At 64.0% G+C, this 17,359-nt stretch carries 16 protein-coding genes; 4 read left to right on the top strand and 12 right to left on the bottom strand.

Annotated elements, in window-relative coordinates:
* Window positions 1-22 precede the first annotated feature (22 nt).
* Window positions 23-1,402: an amino acid permease gene (locus ACUCCZ_RS00730; protein WP_435918412.1), complete on the top strand. Its 1,380-nt coding sequence runs from the start codon at window positions 23-25 to the stop codon at window positions 1,400-1,402.
* Here the strand turns inward: ACUCCZ_RS00730 and ACUCCZ_RS00725 are convergent.
* The 10 genes from ACUCCZ_RS00725 to ACUCCZ_RS00680 all read right to left on the bottom strand — a co-directional run bounded on the left by ACUCCZ_RS00725 (window position 1,394) and on the right by ACUCCZ_RS00680 (window position 12,156).
* Window positions 1,394-2,971, bottom strand: coding sequence for an aspartate:alanine exchanger family transporter (locus tag ACUCCZ_RS00725; RefSeq protein WP_435918413.1), 1,578 nt, complete (start codon window positions 2,969-2,971; stop codon window positions 1,394-1,396). The two genes, ACUCCZ_RS00730 and ACUCCZ_RS00725, sit on opposite strands and share 9 nt — an antisense overlap.
* 258 nt (window positions 2,972-3,229) lie before the next feature.
* A complete protein-coding gene (locus ACUCCZ_RS00720; RefSeq protein WP_435918414.1) occupies window positions 3,230-4,273 on the bottom strand; it encodes a zinc-binding dehydrogenase in 1,044 nt (347 codons plus the stop codon).
* Between the two features lie 198 nt (window positions 4,274-4,471).
* Entirely contained in the window at window positions 4,472-5,194 is a 723-nt protein-coding gene (gene budA / locus ACUCCZ_RS00715) for an acetolactate decarboxylase (protein WP_435918415.1), read from the bottom strand.
* 62 nt (window positions 5,195-5,256) lie between these two features.
* Window positions 5,257-6,117: an SGNH/GDSL hydrolase family protein gene (locus tag ACUCCZ_RS00710; RefSeq protein WP_435918416.1), complete on the bottom strand. Its 861-nt coding sequence runs from the start codon at window positions 6,115-6,117 to the stop codon at window positions 5,257-5,259.
* A gap of 110 nt (window positions 6,118-6,227) precedes the next feature.
* Window positions 6,228-6,689: a heat shock protein transcriptional repressor HspR gene (locus tag ACUCCZ_RS00705; RefSeq protein WP_435918417.1), complete on the bottom strand. Its 462-nt coding sequence runs from the start codon at window positions 6,687-6,689 to the stop codon at window positions 6,228-6,230.
* A gap of 1 nt (window position 6,690) precedes the next feature.
* Complete coding sequence (gene dnaJ / locus ACUCCZ_RS00700) at window positions 6,691-7,833, bottom strand: molecular chaperone DnaJ (protein WP_435918418.1); 1,143 nt, start codon at window positions 7,831-7,833, stop codon at window positions 6,691-6,693.
* Between the two features lie 74 nt (window positions 7,834-7,907).
* Window positions 7,908-8,543: a nucleotide exchange factor GrpE gene (gene grpE, locus ACUCCZ_RS00695; protein WP_435918419.1), complete on the bottom strand. Its 636-nt coding sequence runs from the start codon at window positions 8,541-8,543 to the stop codon at window positions 7,908-7,910.
* A 92-nt stretch (window positions 8,544-8,635) separates the two neighbouring features.
* Complete coding sequence (gene dnaK / locus ACUCCZ_RS00690) at window positions 8,636-10,486, bottom strand: molecular chaperone DnaK (RefSeq protein WP_435918420.1); 1,851 nt, start codon at window positions 10,484-10,486, stop codon at window positions 8,636-8,638.
* Between the two features lie 294 nt (window positions 10,487-10,780).
* Entirely contained in the window at window positions 10,781-11,014 is a 234-nt protein-coding gene (locus ACUCCZ_RS00685; RefSeq protein WP_435918421.1) for a hypothetical protein, read from the bottom strand.
* Window positions 11,011-12,156 carry an inorganic phosphate transporter gene (locus ACUCCZ_RS00680; RefSeq protein WP_435918422.1) on the bottom strand — a complete coding sequence of 382 codons (1,146 nt, stop codon included), beginning with the start codon at window positions 12,154-12,156 and terminating at the stop codon, window positions 11,011-11,013. The genes ACUCCZ_RS00685 and ACUCCZ_RS00680 overlap by 4 nt, the downstream gene beginning before the upstream one ends.
* 424 nt (window positions 12,157-12,580) lie before the next feature.
* Here ACUCCZ_RS00680 and ACUCCZ_RS00675 point away from each other — a divergent pair, with 424 nt between their 5' ends.
* The 3 genes from ACUCCZ_RS00675 to deoC all read left to right on the top strand — a co-directional run bounded on the left by ACUCCZ_RS00675 (window position 12,581) and on the right by deoC (window position 14,759).
* Window positions 12,581-13,312 carry a response regulator transcription factor gene (locus ACUCCZ_RS00675; RefSeq protein ID WP_435918423.1) on the top strand — a complete coding sequence of 244 codons (732 nt, stop codon included), beginning with the start codon at window positions 12,581-12,583 and terminating at the stop codon, window positions 13,310-13,312.
* Between the two features lie 122 nt (window positions 13,313-13,434).
* On the top strand, window positions 13,435-13,845 hold the full coding sequence (locus tag ACUCCZ_RS00670) for a GtrA family protein (protein WP_435918424.1): 411 nt from the start codon (window positions 13,435-13,437) through the stop codon (window positions 13,843-13,845).
* 242 nt (window positions 13,846-14,087) lie between these two features.
* A complete protein-coding gene (gene deoC, locus ACUCCZ_RS00665; RefSeq protein WP_435918425.1) occupies window positions 14,088-14,759 on the top strand; it encodes a deoxyribose-phosphate aldolase in 672 nt (223 codons plus the stop codon).
* A gap of 84 nt (window positions 14,760-14,843) precedes the next feature.
* Here deoC and ACUCCZ_RS00660 read toward each other — a convergent pair whose 3' ends face one another.
* Window positions 14,844-15,554, bottom strand: a complete 711-nt coding sequence (locus ACUCCZ_RS00660) for a ThuA domain-containing protein (RefSeq protein WP_435918426.1) — start codon at window positions 15,552-15,554, stop codon at window positions 14,844-14,846.
* A gap of 226 nt (window positions 15,555-15,780) precedes the next feature.
* A complete protein-coding gene (locus ACUCCZ_RS00655; RefSeq protein ID WP_435918427.1) occupies window positions 15,781-17,214 on the bottom strand; it encodes an FHA domain-containing protein in 1,434 nt (477 codons plus the stop codon).
* Between the last annotated feature and the right edge of the window lie 145 nt (window positions 17,215-17,359).

Here is a 17,359-nt window from a genome sequence, read left to right as displayed (position 1 = left end):
CCTACCCCCTAAACTCACCGCCGTGACCGAACCCAACCAGCAACTGCACCGCAGTCTGCGCAACCGACACATCCAGCTCATCGCCCTGGGTGGCGCCATCGGAACCGGCCTGTTCTACGGAGCTGCCGACTCGATCTCTGCCGCCGGCCCAGCCATCGTCATCAGTTACCTCGTGGGTGGCGCGGTGATCTACCTCATCATGCGTGCCCTGGGCGAGATGAGCGTCCACCACCCGACCTCGGGTGCCTTCAGCGAGTATGCGCACCGATGGTGGGGCGACCTTCCCGGCTTCATCTCCGGCTGGAACTACTGGTTCAACTACATCTTCGTGTCGATGGCCGAGCTGTCGGTGGTCGGAATCTACGTCAACTATTGGTTTCCAGCCGTACCTCGCTGGCTATCGGCGGCTGTCCTCCTCGTCGTCGTCACCACCGTCAATCTGCTCCACGTGCGCGCCTACGGCGAGGTGGAGTTCTGGTTCGCCATCATCAAGGTCGTCGCCATCGTCGCGATGATCATCCTGGGACTGTGGATCATCGTCTTCGGGTCCCCCTCCACCCCGGCGACCGGATTCAGCAACATGTGGCGCAACGGTGGATTCATGCCTCACGGTGTCGCCGGCATGCTCGCAGGCATCATCGTCGTCATGTTCTCCTTCGGCGGCACCGAGCTCATCGGCATCACCGCCGGCGAGGCCGAGGACCCGCAACGTTCGATCCCGAAGGCCATCAACCGGGTCGTGGGGCGAATCCTCATCTTCTACGTCGGCGCCCTCGCCGTCATGCTTGCCATCGTCCCGTGGACCAAGATCGACGGCACCGCCAGCCCCTTCGTCCAGATCTTCGACCTCGTCGGCATCCGGGGAGCGGCTGCCATCCTCAATCTCGTCGTGCTCACCGCGGCAATATCGGCGTACAACTCAGGCCTCTACGCCAACGGACGGATGCTGCACGCCCTGGCCCACCAGGGTGACGCCCCCAAGATCCTCGGCAAGGTCAACAGGGCCGGATCCCCGTGGGTGGGCGTGCTGGTCTCCAGCGCGGTGACGGCCATCGCGGTGGTCATCGTCGGGCTGCTTCCGGAACAGGCGTTCATGTACATCATGTCGATCGCCACGATCGCCGGTATCATCAACTGGGCGACGATCATCATCACCCAGATGCTCTTCCGTCGTCATCTGGACCCCGAGATCCGCGCACACCTCAAGTTCCAGATGCCGGGAGCACTGGTGACCAACTGGATCGTGCTGGCCTTTCTGGCACTCATGGTCGTCGTCATGGCGATCATGCCGCCGTACCAGGTTGCGGTGGCCATCGGCCCGATCTGGCTGGCTGTGCTGACACTCGGGTGGTGGCTGTCACGGCGTCGTCAGGCTTGGAAGGGCCCCGTACGCTCAAACTAGGACGATGACCTGCACCAGCAGGATCTTGACGATGGTTCCCAGCGCGAACAGGGCGCCGTAAGCCGACTCGATGCGCTCGTCGTTGACCAAGGAGTTGGCGTAGCTGAGGATGGCCGGCTGACCCACGAAACCGGCGAAGGCACCGGTGGCGCGCTGGGCCGACAGTTTCATGAACCAGGCCGAGGCAATGACGATCGCTCCCCCGAGGACCAGGGTGAGGGCCGAGACGCCGATGACGGCCAGACCCGTCCAGCTGGCAGCCTGGGACAGGAAAGCGGGTCCGGACGCCAGCCCGACGCAGGCCAGGAAGATCATCAGACCGAGCTGACGCAGGATCGCGTTGGTGGCGCGCGGCAGCTGCCACCGCAGTGGACCGGTGCGATGCACCGACCCCAGGATCATGCCCATGACGAGCGGTCCGGCTGCGGTTCCCAGCTCGAAGCGCAAGCCGCCGGGCAAGGCCACCATGAGAGCTCCTAGCAGCAGACCAAGGGCAGCGCCGAGCCCCAGGGACAGGGCGTCGACCTGGGAGACGCGTGCCTCGGAGTCACCGAAGAGGTCGGCTGCGTCGGACAGTCGATTCGCCGGCACCACACACAGCACCCGGTCGCCCGCCTGCAGGACGATGTCATCGCGGGCCAGCATGTCGAGGTCGCCACGACGCACCCGAGTCACCTTGCCACTGGTACGGCCTCGCACGTCGATGCTGCCGAGGGTGTGCCCGACCAAGGCAGGGTTGGACACCAGGAAACGGCGGAAGTCGATCTCGTGGCGCTCGTCGGTGAGGGCGCGATCCGAGACGTGGCCCAGGTGCTCGACGGCCCGGTTGGCGTCGTCCGGGTTGCCGACGACGAGAACCTGATCGCCGACATGGAGGTCGTCGTCCGGGGTGGCCAGCCGCATCTCGCCGTCGCGCAGCAGGTAGGACATCCGGATCTGGTCATCGCTGAAACCGGGGGTCTCGCGGATGGAGGTCTCGCGATCGACGACCGTCGACACCGAGGTCAGCCCGGCCTCGGCCATGGAGGTGTTGTCCTTGATGGACGGCCAGTGCCGCTTGGCAACAAGGGCGACCATGATGAGTCCGACGATGACGCCGACCGGGTACGACAACGCATAGCCGACGAGGGTGTCCCCGGCACCGTGAGTGGCGGTCGACGCGGCGTCGATGGCCGGTGAGGTGAGGACGCCGGCGTACAGGCCGGCAACGTGGGCCGGGCTCAGTCCGAACACTCGTCCCAACCCGAGCCCAGCGGCTGCCATGGCAGCAAGCCCGACGACGCCTGCGAGCATGAGGCTCCACTGACGTTTGAGGTCGGACAGGAACGTCGATCCCGCAGCCAGGCCGACGGTGTAACAGAACAGCACGACGCCGAAGCCCTTGATCATGCCCAGATCCTGGCCGAAACGTGGGTCGAGGGCACCCACGACGAGCCCCATGAAGAGGGCTCCGGCGGCACCGAACCTCAGCGGGCCGAACTTGATCTGACCCAGCAGGGCACCGGAGGCCAGGACGATGAGGATCGTCAGCAGCTGATGCGTGGCGAGAAAGTCGGTCAGTACTGTCATGAAACTCCTGACGTCGTGCCGACGCATCCCGCCCCGACGACGGGATGCGTCGGCGCAGCAGTCCCGGGAGGTCCGGGGTTCAACCCTTGGATTGTAGGGCCTCGCTCGGACACGGACGATCACGTCCGTGGCCTCACACTGAAAACGCACGGCCGCCGTTGCGACAAATCACGACGACACCCAGTCGTGTATCGAGCCCGTGCGCTGAGCGTGTGCGGTGAGCTGCGTCCAGGGGCCTTATTTCAGGGCTGAACGGCGTCAGGGCTGGACGAGGATGCGGATCGGGTTGCCCTGATGGGACTCCAGCTCCTCAATACCGCTCTTGACGTCCGTCAGCGGAATGACCTTGGAGATCGACTCCGAGAGGTCAAGGCGGTGGTACGACAACATCTCGGCCAGCATGGCGATGTCCTGGGACTTGTAGCCGAGGTGGCCGAGAACCTGCTTACGGTGCAGGTTGAAGTCCAGGAACGGGCCGGCGTCGATGTTCTGGGCGGACAGACCGACGGAGACCGCCTTGCCGTCGACGTCGAGGGAATCAACGCAGGCGCGCAGGGTGGGCTTGATGCCGACAGCGTCGAAGGCGACGTCGATCATGCGGCCGTTGGTGATGTCCTCGATTTTCTGCATGAGGTCGGGGTCGTCGCTGTGCAGGGTGTGGTCGGCACCGAGTCGCTTGGCGCGCTCGAGGACTGCATCGTTGAGGTCGATGGCGATGACGGGGACTCCACCGGCCAGCTTGGCGAGCTGGACCAAGTGGGTTCCGACACCACCGACACCCCAGACGGCGACGGCATTGCCCATGTGTACCTTGCCGGTGCGGACGACGGCGGCGTACGGGGTGGAGACGGCGTCAGCAAGAAGGGCGGCCTGGTCCATCGGGACGTTGTCCGGAATCTTCGTCATTCCGGAGGCCTGGGCGAGATGGTACTCGGCCCATGCGCCGTCGTAGACGAAGGCCATCAGGTTCACGCTCAGGCAGTCGGTGAAGGCGCCACGGCGACACTTGCGGCACTTGAGGCAGGGACGACCAGCGGACGGGATCACACGGTCACCCTCCTTCCATCCAGTGACGCCGGCGCCGAGCTCAACGATGGTGCCGGAGGCCTCGTGACCCTGGGTGACAACGGGACGCTGCGCCGGGAACGCGCCGCTGATGAGGCTCAGGTCGGAATGGCAAATTCCACAGTAGGCAACCTTGATGAGCACCTCACCGGGCCCTGGGTGCGGGATCGGGATGTCCTCGAGGGTGATGGACCGATCTGCGGCGTGGAAACGTTCGGCAAGCATGGTTTCTGTCATCTTTGATCCCTTGTCAGCGCGTCGACCTCGTTGCCGACGCTACTGATGTTCAGGCTATGACGAATGAGAGGAGGAAGCACCCGAAAATCGGGGTATCATGTGACATATGTCACACTATCAGTGTGATGACGTCACGGGTTTGGCCATGAGCGCAATCTGGGCCGGTGGTTGTGTCGGCTCAGCGATGTCAGTGCGCCGTCACTGCCCTACCGCGTGCTCGGTCCTGGCAACTTGAGCGGCAAGGTTCTCCGGGGCCAACTCGGCATGGGCGAACTCGGTACTGGTGGGAAGCCTCAGTCGCAGGTCCGTCCCGACGCACACCTCGACGAGTCCGTTCCCGAGCTGGAAGTCCACGACGTGACCGCCATGATCCCGCGAGTCGGTGATGAAGTGTACGTGGCACCCCGGCACCGAGATCCCCTGCTGGTACACCGGCGTCCGGAACCCGGCAAACACCCCACTGACATCCTCGGTTCGCACGACCTCCTCACCGTCAGTGGCCTCCACCATGGGCCGATACGGCTTCGACTGCTGGACGACGGTCCTCGTCGTCACCCAGTCGACGTGCCCCGTGATCCGCAGCGCATACATGTAATTCGCACTGGGCAACACCTCGTCGACGAGCGTGGAGACCTCGGCGCGAGTCACCGGGGAGCCAACCTCCACCTGGTGCGAGGGCACGAAGTTCGTCACCGTCGCATACGGGGTCCTGGCCCCCAGCGGCGCAGGGTGACTCGCCCCGTCACCGCGCAACTGGTAGCAATGACCGTCAAGGATGACCATCTCGCCGTCGAGGGCGTTGAACGTCCCCAGACCAAACGACCCGTGGGACAACAGCTCGCCAATCGTCAGCTCGTCCTCGTACACCCCGTCCATGAGAGAGGATATGAGACTGGTCTGAAAGAACTCGTGCCTGTTCACGGTGTCATTCTAAGATTTCGTCACCATCCCGCGAGAGATCACGACGGCACGCGACACCGCCATCAGGACAGCTCGGCCTCCACGGCCTTGGCCAACACGGCATGCCCCTCCTGCGACGGATGGTCTCCGTCGTCGGCAAGGAGCCCGGTGTCGTCGCGCGTGCCGTCGGCACCCTTGAACGGAGTCCGCACATCGACGTAGACCGCCCCGACCTCGTCCGCGATGTCCTCGACCTGAGCGTTGAACACCGTGGTGATCGTGTCAGTGACATGGACGTAGTCGTCGCCCTGTTGACGTCCGACCTTGCCGTCCATCCCAACATTCCAGTACCCGGTGACGACGACGGTCGCCCCGGGCGTCGGCATCCCGGCTTTGATGCGTTGCAGGATGGTGCGCACCCGTCGCGTGACCGCATCGACGTCGCCCTTGACGCATGACTGATCAGCGCGGGCACACCTGGCGACGATCGTGTCGACGTCAAAATCGTTGGCGCCGATCGTCACGATGGCCAGATCGACGGTCTGGAGCAGTGTCTTCGTGTTGCGAGCCTCGAGTTGAGTGAGGACGTCTGTGGTCTTGTAGCCCGACACCGACTCGTTGTCGACACAGGCTCGTACCCCGGCGCGGCGAGCCACGTCAGTCCCGACCCGCTCGATGAAGGTGGTGCACTGGCTGCAGGCATTCCCCTGCGGCACTGAGTCACCAAAACCGGCGGTGACGAGGGTTCCGCCATGCCCCGTCGGTCCTGGGGCGGACCGCATCGTGATGGAGGATGCCGGGGCTGGCGCGGTGGCCACGCTTGGTTTGCGATGTCGGTCGAAGGCCCATCCATGAGTGTGCGCCTCAGGCTGCAGCCCGAGGGCGACCCCGACCACGATGGCCGCGGCGATCCCGACACTGAGAATCCTGAGAACTCTCTTCACGATCTCATCATGCCTTGGCGATGCCGGACTGTCTGCCTCTCACAGCGGAATCCTGGTCTGAGTCAGTGGATTCACAATGCCTGGTGGCGGCTGCCCTCATGACCGGACCCTCAGCCGCGGTGTGCAGGCAATGCCAACTGGGCGTGGACAACCGTCCTACCCATGTGGACCCGCCCGGTGGGCTCGGCGGTGAACACCCGCGGATCCTCGCGGCCCTGGAACCTGGCAGCCTGCATGTCCCGCACGGTGCCGGTGAGCTGCTCGACCTGGTCTGACAGCTGTTCGATGCGACGCTCCATCTGGAGGATGCGTCGAATCCCGTTGAGGTTGATTCCCTCTTCCTGTGACAGGTGCTGAACCATCCGCAGGGCAGCGACGTCACGCATGGAGTACCGACGGCCCCGCCCACGGGTGCGCTCCGGGACGACCAGTCCAAGCCGATCGTAGGTGCGCAGGGTCTGCGGATGCATCCCAGCAAGCTCAGCGGCCACCGATATGGCGAAGATGGCGGCGTCCTGGTCGATCACCGCCACATCGACACCATCGGAAAGCGTCCTGCTGCGCCGCGCCATCTCACTTCACCTCCCACGGCCTCGGACTGGGCTGCCGAGCAACGTCACGGAACCCCTCCAAGGCATGTCGGGCGGCGTCGTCCAGCTTTTCGGGGACGGCAATCTCGACAGTGGCGAGCAGGTCTCCCTTGCTGCCGTCGGACCGCGGCACACCACGGCCGCGCACCCGGAAGGTACGGCCATTCGGGGTACCGGCGGGGATCCGAAGCCGAACAGTGCTTCCCGTCAGGGTTGGCACGTCAACCTCAGCGCCGAGTGCAGCCTCGGCGAAGGTCACCGGCACATCGAGGGTGAGATTGTTGCCGTCACGCCCGAAGATCTTGTGCGGACGCACGGTCACCTTGACATACAGGTCGCCGGCGCGGCCACCGTTCTCTCCCGGGGAACCCTTGCCCTTGATGCGGATACGCTGGCCATCCTCCACACCAGCCGGGATGCGGATCTGCATGGATTTTGTGGACTTGGCGCGACCTGACCCGTGGCAGACCTGGCAGGGATCCTCGACGACCATGCCTCGCCCGTGACAATCCGGGCACGGCTCGGTCATCTCGAAGACGCCGCCGGCAGACGTCGCGTGCATTCCCGACCCCTGACAGGTCGAGCACACTCGAGGCACGGTCCCGGCGCGGGCGCCGGTCCCCCGGCACGCCTGGCAGGGGGCTTGAGAGACCATATCCATGGTGACGGTCGTCCCGGAAACGGCGTCATCGAAGGAGATCGTGGTCTCTGCCTCGACGTCAGCACCGCGACGGGCGGCCCTGGTGGTGGTGCGGCGTCCGCCAGTGGCTCCGAAGAGGTTGCCGAAGAGATCTCCGAAACCATCCCCGTTGGAGGCGGTACGGATGACGTCCTCGACGTTGACGCTCGACTGGGCACCGCCGCGCGGGAACCCGAACCTGCCAGATGCTCCGAACAGGCTGCGAGCCTGGTCGTACTCTTTACGCTTCTTGGGGCTCGACAGCACGTCGTTGGCCTCGGAGGCCTCCTTGAAGCGAGCTTCGGCAGCTTTGTCACCGGGGTGGGAGTCGGGATGGTTGTCCCGGGCGATCTTGCGGAAGGCCTTCTTGATCTCCTCGGGCTTCGCGTCCTTCGAGACACCGAGAACCTTGTAGTAGTCCTTCTCGGCCCAGTCCTTGGCGCTCATGGTGTTCCTCCCTCCCTGGTCATCATGCATTCTTCGGCTCTGCGGTCATGGCCGCCCTCGTCGGTGGTGTCGGCTCACTCGTCGTCAGCCTCGGGGGTCTTCTCCCCCAGCTCCTCATCCTCCGGCTTTGCGGGCTTGGCGTTCGGATCCGGATCGGAGACCGCCACGCGGGCAGGGCGCAGGACCCGGTCACCGAGCTTGTAACCCGGCTGCATCACCTGGCTCACGGAGGTGACGGTGACCCCCTCCAGCGGCATCTGCATGAGAGCCTCGTGGAGGTTGGGGTCGAAGGCGTCGCCCACCTCACCGAAGCTGGTCAGGCCGTGGGTATTGGCCACCTTCTGCAACTCGTCGACGACGAGCTTGAAACCGCCCTCGACCTCGCCGTGTTGCCGGGCGATTGCGATTGAGTCCAGGACCGGCATGAGATCGGTGATGACCTTGTCGACGCCGGACTGACGCGACAACGCACGGTCACGGTCGACGCGCCTCTTGTAGTTGACGTACTCGGCCTGAAGGCGCTGCAGGTCCTCGGTGCGCTCGGCCAGCATGGCCTCAAGCTGGGCCTGCCTGGACATCTCCTCGGGATCCTGCGAGTCCTCGGTCGCCTGGTCGGCGTCGATGTCGAAACCATCGACGATGTCGGCGAACCGCTCGTCGGCGTTCCCGTCACCCTGGTTGTCGTCGGGATTGACGTTCTTGTCAGTCATCTGTCTTCCTCCACGTGGATGCCGACCGCCGGGCCGTCATGACTGGCGACCCGGCGGTCGGGGCGGGGCTTGGGATCAGGCCGTGGCCCCGGTCACTGCTTGTCGTCCTCGTCGTCCACGATCTCCGCGTCCACGACGGTGTTGTCGTCGCCGGGCTCAGAGCTGGCCGACTCAGCTCCCTCACCCTGCGACTCCTGGGCCTGCTGGGCGGCCGCGTAGATCGCCTGACCCATGGCCGACGCCTTCTGGTTCAGGTCGTCCATGGCCGCCTTGACCTCGTCGTCGTTGTCGGTGCCCTTGAGGGTCTCCTTCAACTTGGCGATGGCCTCGGTCACCGGGGTCTTGGTGTCCTCGGGGATCTTGTCGGAGTTCTCGTCGAGCAGCTTCTCGGTACGGAAGGCCAACGCGTCGGCCTCGTTGCGCATCTCGACAGCCTCGCGACGCTTCTTGTCAGCCTCGGCGTTGGCCTCGGCCTCCTTGACCATGCGGTCGATCTCGTCCTTGCCCAGGGCCGAGCCACCGGTGACGGTCATCGACTGCTCCTTGCCGGTCGCCATGTCCTTGGCGTGGACGTGGACGATGCCGTTGGCGTCGATGTCGAACGACACCTCGATCTGCGGGATACCGCGTGGTGCAGGCATCAGGCCGGTCAGCTCGAAGTTGCCCAGCGACTTGTTGTCGCGAACGAACTCGCGCTCGCCCTGGAAGACCTGGATCATGACCGACGGCTGGTTGTCCTCGGCGGTGGTGAACACCTCGGAACGCTTGGTCGGGATGGTGGTGTTGCGCTCGATGATCTTCGTCATGACCCCACCCTTGGTCTCGATGCCAAGGCTCAGCGGGGTGACGTCGAGCAGTAGCACGTCCTTGACCTCGCCCTTCAGCACGCCAGCCTGCAGGGAGGCACCGAGGGCCACGACCTCATCGGGGTTGACGCCCTTGTGCGGCTCCTTGCCAGCGAGCTCCTTGACAAGCTCGGAGACGGCGGGCATACGGGTCGAGCCACCGACGAGGATGACCTCGTCGATCTGCGAGACGTTGAGGCCGGCGTCCTTCATGACGGCATTGAACGGGGTCCGGCAACGCTCGAGAAGATCGGACGTGAGGCGCTGGAACTCACCGCGGGTCAGCTTCTCGTCGAGGTGGAGCGGGCCAGCAGCGCCAGCGGTGATGTACGGCAGGTTGATGTGCGTCTCGGAAGCCTGAGACAGCTCGATCTTGGCTCGCTCGGCGGCCTCCTGCAGACGCTGCTTGGCCATCTTGTCGGCAGACAGGTCGATGCCGTTGGCGTTCTTGAACTGGGTGACCAGCCAGTCGACGATTCGCTGATCCCAGTCGTCACCACCGAGGTGGTTGTCACCGTTGGTGGCCTTCACCTCGAAGACACCATCGGAGATGTCGAGCAGGGAGACGTCGAAGGTACCGCCGCCGAGATCGAAGACCAGGACGGTCTGCTCCTTGTCGCCCTTGTCGAGGCCGTAGGCCAGGGCAGCAGCGGTGGGCTCGTTCACGATGCGATCAACGGTCAGACCGGCGATCTCACCGGCCTCCTTGGTAGCCTGACGCTGGGCGTCGGAGAAGTAGGCCGGGACGGTGATGACGGCGTTGGTGACCGGCTCACCGAGGTACGCCTCAGCATCCCTCTTCAGCTTCTGCAGGGTGAAAGCACTGATCTGCTGCGGCTTGTAGGTCTTGTCGTCGACGTCAATCGTCCAGGACTCGCCCATGTGACGCTTCACGGAACGGACGGTGCGATCAACGTTGGTGACGGCCTGACGCTTGGCGACCTCACCAACGAGGGTCTCTCCGGAATTGGTGAACGCGACCACCGAAGGGGTGGTGCGGGCACCCTCGGCGTTCGGGATGACGGTAGGCTCGCCGCCCTCGAGGACGGCGACGCACGAGTTGGTTGTTCCCAGGTCGATACCGACTGAACGGGCCATGGTTTTTCCTCCTGATGGATGAATACTCTGGGAGAGCGTCCCCTTGAGCGAGTTCGACTCAACCTTAGACCCTGAGTCGCTATCGCTCAAGTCGGGGTTCGTTCCTTGTCCACTGAGATTGAGTTCACCAGGCTCAACCCCATCTCAGGAGGGATTTATTCCCACCACCCCACACTGTCCCGACACCAGCCACCCATGGGCACACCATCCCTGAACAGCAGTCCGGGCATGACAAATACCGGACGGCGGAACCGTCCGGCACCCTCCGCCGCATTTGTCAGCGCAGGCCAAGGATCAATGGAAGTACGGAATGAGCAGGTAGAGGCCATACAAGACGATGAGGCCTGCGACGACGATGGCCGTCCACCCCAGGGCGACGAGCCCAGCAGCCCCGTCGCTTCCCGCTTCAGTGCGCGCATGAGCTCGATCGAGCATCACCGCACCACCCGAGACGACAGAGACAATGAGGACGGTGGTCGCAACGGTGACGATGGACACAAGTCCGAGTGAAGCCCAGTCAATGCTCATGCTGCAGTCCCTCCGGCAATGGCCGAGCCCTTGCGGACGCCGACCTGGGTGGAGTCGTTTACGTTGTTGTGGTCAACCTTATGGTGGTTGCCCTGGCGGACGATGAGGCCAGCCATCACACCCAGCAGGACGAGGTCGATGATGACGCCCCAGGTACCCACGCCGGCGATGGCCGAGGCGATGGCGCCGACAAGGGCAGCAGCGGGCAAGGTGACCAACCACGCGATAACCATCTTTCCGGCGGTGGCCCAACGCACCTCGGTGCGGCGTCCGATTCCCGAACCGAGGATCGAACCAGAGCAGACGTGGGTGGTCGACAGTGCGAAGCCCAGGTGGGACGAAGCCAGGATGGCGGCCGTCGAGGCCGTCTCGGCAGCGAATCCCTGCGGGGACTCGATGTCACACAGGCCCTTGCCCATGGTGCGCATGATGCGCCAGCCACCGGAGTACGTGCCCAGACCGATGGCACAGCCAGCGGCAAGGATCACCCACCATGACGGGCCGCTACCCGAGACCTGGTAGCCAGCAGCGATGAGAACCAGCGTGATGATGCCCATCGTCTTCTGCCCGTCAGAAGTGCCGTGAGCCAGAGCAACCATCGACGCCGACACCCGTTGACCATTGAGGAATATCCGCGAGGAGTGATGGGCGGTGTGGTCGGTGATGCGGTAGGCCAGCCAGGTGGCCAGCAGGGCCGCAACACCCGCCACGAAGGGGGCGACGAGAGCTGGCAGGATGATCTTGCTCATGATTTTGCCGACGTGGATGCCGCTCATGCCAGCCTCGACGAGGACAGCACCGATGAGACCGCCGAAGAGAGCGTGGGAAGAGCTGGACGGCAGACCGAACAGCCAGGTCGCAAGATTCCAGATGATCGCACCCATCAGACCGGCGAAGACCATCGGAACAGTGACGAGTTGGTCATTGACGATGCCACCGGAGATCGTCTTGGCGACCTCGGTCGACAGGCAGGCACCAATGACATTGAGGACGGCAGCGATGATGACGGCCACCTTGGGTTTGAGTGCTCCGGTTGCCACTGACGTCGCCATCGCGTTGGCCGAGTCGTGGAAGCCGTTGGTGAAGTCGAACGCCAGGGCCGTGACAACGACGATGACGACGATGAGCAGTGTTGAACTCATGCAGAATCCTTCGTGATCCTTCGTGCGGACCGTGGTGTTCCCCTCCGGATGCGAAGAACTTGGTTCTTCACCGCTGGACGCAAGGGCAGGGAAACGATCAGAGCTCGGGAGCGCTGCTGACCAAGGGACACGTTATGCCACATCGGGCACCGCTCGCTTGCCGTCCCCGGCTCATGTGACGTTGAGGTGAACGATCTCACTGTCCATGACCCCTTGGACGATCCGGTTCGACTCCAGAAACAAGGAGTTGACCAGGCATTTCAGCCAGCAGCTGGAGCTCGTCGACATGTCGTGTGCCAGCAAAGTTCACGAAGAGTTTACTGAGCCCCTACGCTAGCCGCGGTCCACCGATCCTTCCCCACCCCACGAGGTCCACACAGCACAGTCACAGCGACAACGAACTCTCCTGTGGGATCCTTTGACCATGACAGCCTCAACCCATGTCCCCAGACTCACCCATGCCGACGGCTCACCATTGCGGGTCCTCGCTGTCGATGACGAGCCGAATCTCACCGAGTTGCTGTCGATGGCTATGCGCTACGAGGGCTGGGACGTCACCACGGCCGACAGCGGCATGCAGGCCGTGCGCGCGGCCAGACAGACCCGTCCCGACGCCATCGTCCTCGACATGATGCTGCCGGATTTCGACGGTCTGGAGGTCATGCGACGTATCCGTATGGATCAACCCGACGTGCCAGTCGTCTTCCTCACCGCCAAGGATGCCGTCGAGGACCGCATCAACGGGCTCACCGTCGGAGGTGACGACTACGTCACCAAACCCTTCTCCCTAGAGGAGCTCATCGCCCGGTTGCGGGCATTGATGCGACGGTCCGGTGCCACCGAACCACAGTCCGACTCAACGCTGACCGTCGGTGACCTCATCCTTGACGAGGACTCCCACGAGGTCAGACGCGCCGGGGAGGAGATCCACCTGACCGCCACCGAGTTCGAGCTGCTGCGCTACCTCATGCGCAACCCCAGGCGAGTGCTGTCGAAGTCCCAGATCCTCGACCGGGTGTGGAACTACGACTTCGGCGGCCAGGCGAATGTCGTCGAGCTCTACATCTCCTACCTGCGCAAGAAGATCGACAAGGATCGTGAGCCGATGATCCACACCATGCGAGGTGCCGGCTACGTGCTGCGTCCCACCGCCTGACGCCATGCGCCGACGTCACACCCGCCGCATCAGCACGCCCGTCAACGCCGTACCCGACGATCACCCCACCACCTGGCTGGACCATCCGACTTCTCGGGGGATTCGCCACCGGATCGATCCCCGTGGACATCGTCCGTGAAGAGTTGAAACGTGACACCGACACCAGCAGGGACCGGCCACTCCAGACATCGTCGCCTCGCGATCTGTCGCACCAGATCGTGAGCTTCGGAGTCGTCGGAGTGGTGAGCACGGTCGCGTACTACGTCCTCTACCTGGCGTGTCGACTCATCATGGGCCCACAACCTTCCAACCTGTTGTCGCTACCCATCACCCAGGTGTGGAACACAAGCGCGAACCGGCGCCACACCTTTGGGGTACGCACCAGGAAGGGCATGGTCAGGGACCAGCTCAGTGGGCTGCTGGCGGCCAATGCCGTGGCAACCCTGGTGCGCTTCGTGACGTTGCGAACAGTCACGAGACCAATGGTCACAGGGGTGACGACAGGTGAGGAACAGCCCGCCGCAGGTCAGTGATCCATCGCCCCAGACGGAATACGTGCTCGAAGGTTGTGCGGCCGCTCAGTTGTCGTCCTTGTGGGTCACCGTGTTCTGTGGCGTCTCCACCGTCTGGGTGAGCACCGCATAGGTTTGATGGGCACAGTGGCCATCTGCTGGTGCGCGGGAGCCGATCACGTCAACACTGCCGATGGTGACCCCTCCACACGCATCAGCGGCAACCCCGTATCCTGGCCTCATCATCGCCGGAAGGACCGACCATGACTGCACAACCCTCAGCTGCCGCCCTGGCACGAATCATCGACCACACCCTGCTCACGCCGGAGGCCACTCACGAAGACGTCGCCAAGCTGGTCGACGAGGCCAAGGAGTACGGAACCTGGTCGGTGTGCGTCTCACCGTCAATGCTGCCACTGGACCTCGACATGGGTGACGTGAAGCTGGCTGTGGTGTGCGGGTTCCCGTCGGGCACGCACACCAGTGCTGTGAAGGTGGCCGAGGCTCGTGACGCCATTGCCGCCGGTGCCGACGAGGTCGACATGGTCATCAACCTCGGCATGGCGAAGGAGGGACGTTGGGAGGATGTCACCGCTGACATCGCCGACGTCAAGCAGGCTGTCGCGAATCCGAAGGTCCTCAAGGTCATCATCGAGTCGGCCGTGCTGACCGCCGATGAGATCGTTCGTGCGTGCAAGGCCGCAGAAGCGGCTGGCGCCGACTTCGTCAAGACCTCGACGGGATTCCATCCGAGGGGTGGGGCAAGTGCCGAAGCCGTCACGCTCATGGCCGACACCGTCGGTGATCGTCTGGGGGTCAAGGCCTCCGGTGGAATCCGCGACTACGAGACGGCCTGCGCCATGATCGAGGCCGGTGCAACTCGTCTCGGTGTCTCGTCGACCGCCACGATCATCGCCGGAGCTCCCAAGGAGTGACGACGCGCGGTGTGTTCGCGCTGCTGGCTGGGCCGGGTCCGTGGGATCCGGCCCCTGCCACGTCCGGGCCGACATCTGAGCCCGTCAGACCTTCTGGAGCTCCGGGTTCACCTGGGCAGCGTCCTCCCGACGCTTCCAGTTCAGCAACCAGGACACCTCGTTGCACAGCAGCTGACGTCGTGATTCCGAGTAGTACGACCTCGACGAGTGGCCCAGACCGTCGTAGACAACGCTGTTGCCCATCGCCCAGCACATCACGTGGAACTCCTCGCCGGTCTCGTGGAAGAGCAGCGGGGTCGCGAGCGGGTTGATGTCCAAGTCGGAGTAGCGCTCGTCGTAGACGACCACCTGCTCGAGGCCGCGCAGAATCGGATGGTCAACGGCCTCTGGCACCGGCTCAAAGACGGCGAAGGACCGCTCTGGATGCCCGCTGACCCCCAACAGCCACGTGCCACCGAGAATGGACGGCCACAGGTCCCAGTCGCAGAAGGTGTTGCATGCGGTGTGTAGACCGAGGATCGGCTTGCCAGCCTCGTGGTGTTCGATGATCTTGTTGTGAGCACGGGACCACTCGGGGATGTAGTCCCATTCTTCCTCCGGGTCGCCACCACCGGTGTTGACGATGAGCAAATCCGCGTCAGCGAGGTGATCCAAGGCCTCCGGCTCGGAACGCCTCACCTCCACCTGATGACCACGCTCGGTCAAGATCTGGGAGACGGCCTCGGAGGTCGCGTCGAAGTCGTGGATGCCGTCGGCATAACGCCCAGCCCCCGACAAAACAAGAATGTGTCCCATCGGATGTCCTTCCTGATCCTGGGTGAACCCAAAGGATCACATTAGGAGACCAACCCGCCGAGGACGAACTCGGTGACGTCACGACTTGTTTTTCGACATCGCCTCCAGCCTCAGCACAACGATGTCTCGTGTTTTCGACCCCCGGTCACGCACATCACCATTCACACCTATGGCAAGGGCCCCGACGATTCCTCGCCGGGGTCCTGCCGTCTGACGGACTCGTTCGTCAACCCTGGTATGCCTCGATGGTGATGACCACGCCGTCACCCAGGTCCACGGCATCACCGATGGCCAGGTCGATCGTCTGACCACTCTCCAGTCGCAGCGAGTCCTGGCCAATGCGGTGAACGACGGTGCCGTTCGTGGAATGCATGTCAGTAACCTCGATCCCCCACTGGCCCGGAGCGAATTTTACGTGGGTGCGGCTGATGTCCTGCCCAGGCGACGGCACGCGCATGATGTCCTCGCCATCATCGGCTCGCGGGGCACGCCCGACGAGGACCGCACCCCCGAGATGGGCGACCTCTCCGGTCGTCGAGACCAAGGTCGCAGCCACGGGATCTGACGGCGAGGAAAGTCCACGGATCGTCGATGTGGAGCCCCCGTCGTAGCGCGAATCGCCCTGAGTCTGCTGGGGCGCTGCCCCCGGGGCAAGGGCGGACACGACGTTTTCCGCCTCGGGCTGAACTCCCTCCAGCTGAGTACCAGTGTGGGCTTCGTCACCGTCAGCACGAGCAGGTACCTGATAGCCACTCAAGTCTTCGTCGCGAGCGCGCACTGGCGCAATGTCCTCATCAGTGACCACGGTCTCAACGGATTCCGGCTCGGCAGCTCGGGCCGGAACGGGACTCACAGGCTCCTCAGCATCAGGGGAGACCCCGTCAATACCACTCACCACGTCCTCGTCCACCACGACCGATTCAGTCGGAATCGGAACTCCGGTAGGCGCGGACTCGGCAACCAGTTCCGGTTCGACAACTGGGTCAGAAACCTCGCCCGGGGCCGGAACCTCGACGAATCCGGGGGCACCCTCGTCAGCTGGCCGCCGTTCCTCATCAGTGAGCTCGCGGGCCTCCTCGGCGGTATCCGAGTCGTCGACCTGCTGCTCCCGGGGCTTGGGGGTCCACGGCTCGAGGGCGTCGTCGGAACTCGCCAACACCCGCGGACGGTGGGCCTCGCCGCCCTCCCGGACGACGAAAGGCTCAACCTTGCCGGTCGCGTCGATGATGATCTTGCTCGCCTGGGCAACGCCCAGCAGCAACGGCATGGACAGCCCCTGTTCGGCCTGGTCCATCTCGACGACGACGGTCGAAGGATCGAGCTTTTTCTCGCTCCATGTCAGCAGACCGTCACCATGGTTGACGACCTCACCGGTGGAGGCATCCTTGACGACGACCTGGCCGCGAGCCATGGAGTACATCTCGCCATCGACCCAGAAGAACAGTCCCAGGCTCGGCATCTTCGCAAGCCCGATGATCGACAGGGTCTCCACGAGTGACTGGGGATCATCAGCCTCGGCCACCTGCCGCCAGATGGACGACACCAATCCGGAATGACGCGGGGCAGCTGGCTGCATCACGACAAGGCTACTCGGCCCGGCCAGCACCACCCAGGAACCAGGGGTGTAAGTGGCACGCCAGGCGCCGAAAGTCTGGGACATTGATCCTCCAGAAGTCGAGGCACGATTGCGGCCATTATTCCGCGCCCGAGGCCTTGACGTCGACAAAACTCCCCAATCGGAAGCGGATCGGGGAGTATGTACAGACGTTCTGCGGCCCCTCCATTGCAATGGAGGGGCCGCACAG

Source organism: Cutibacterium nasicola (assembly GCF_052654715.2).
This window is presented reverse-complemented; position numbering and strand designations above follow the sequence as displayed.

Excerpts from the sequence above, each read along its gene's own strand:
- ACUCCZ_RS00725 (WP_435918413.1), bottom strand. The coding sequence starts at position 2,971 with ATGACAGTACTGACCGACTTTCTCGCCACGCATCAGCTGCTGACGATC.
- ACUCCZ_RS00720 (WP_435918414.1), bottom strand. The coding sequence starts at position 4,273 with ATGACAGAAACCATGCTTGCCGAACGTTTCCACGCCGCAGATCGGTCC.
- ACUCCZ_RS00705 (WP_435918417.1), bottom strand. The coding sequence starts at position 6,689 with ATGGCGCGGCGCAGCAGGACGCTTTCCGATGGTGTCGATGTGGCGGTG.
- dnaJ (WP_435918418.1), bottom strand. The coding sequence starts at position 7,833 with ATGAGCGCCAAGGACTGGGCCGAGAAGGACTACTACAAGGTTCTCGGT.
- grpE (WP_435918419.1), bottom strand. The coding sequence starts at position 8,543 with ATGACTGACAAGAACGTCAATCCCGACGACAACCAGGGTGACGGGAAC.
- dnaK (WP_435918420.1), bottom strand. The coding sequence starts at position 10,486 with ATGGCCCGTTCAGTCGGTATCGACCTGGGAACAACCAACTCGTGCGTC.
- ACUCCZ_RS00685 (WP_435918421.1), bottom strand. The coding sequence starts at position 11,014 with ATGAGCATTGACTGGGCTTCACTCGGACTTGTGTCCATCGTCACCGTT.
- ACUCCZ_RS00680 (WP_435918422.1), bottom strand. The coding sequence starts at position 12,156 with ATGAGTTCAACACTGCTCATCGTCGTCATCGTCGTTGTCACGGCCCTG.
- ACUCCZ_RS00675 (WP_435918423.1), top strand. The coding sequence starts at position 12,581 with ATGACAGCCTCAACCCATGTCCCCAGACTCACCCATGCCGACGGCTCA.
- deoC (WP_435918425.1), top strand. The coding sequence starts at position 14,088 with ATGACTGCACAACCCTCAGCTGCCGCCCTGGCACGAATCATCGACCAC.
- ACUCCZ_RS00660 (WP_435918426.1), bottom strand. The coding sequence starts at position 15,554 with ATGGGACACATTCTTGTTTTGTCGGGGGCTGGGCGTTATGCCGACGGC.
- ACUCCZ_RS00655 (WP_435918427.1), bottom strand. The coding sequence starts at position 17,214 with ATGTCCCAGACTTTCGGCGCCTGGCGTGCCACTTACACCCCTGGTTCC.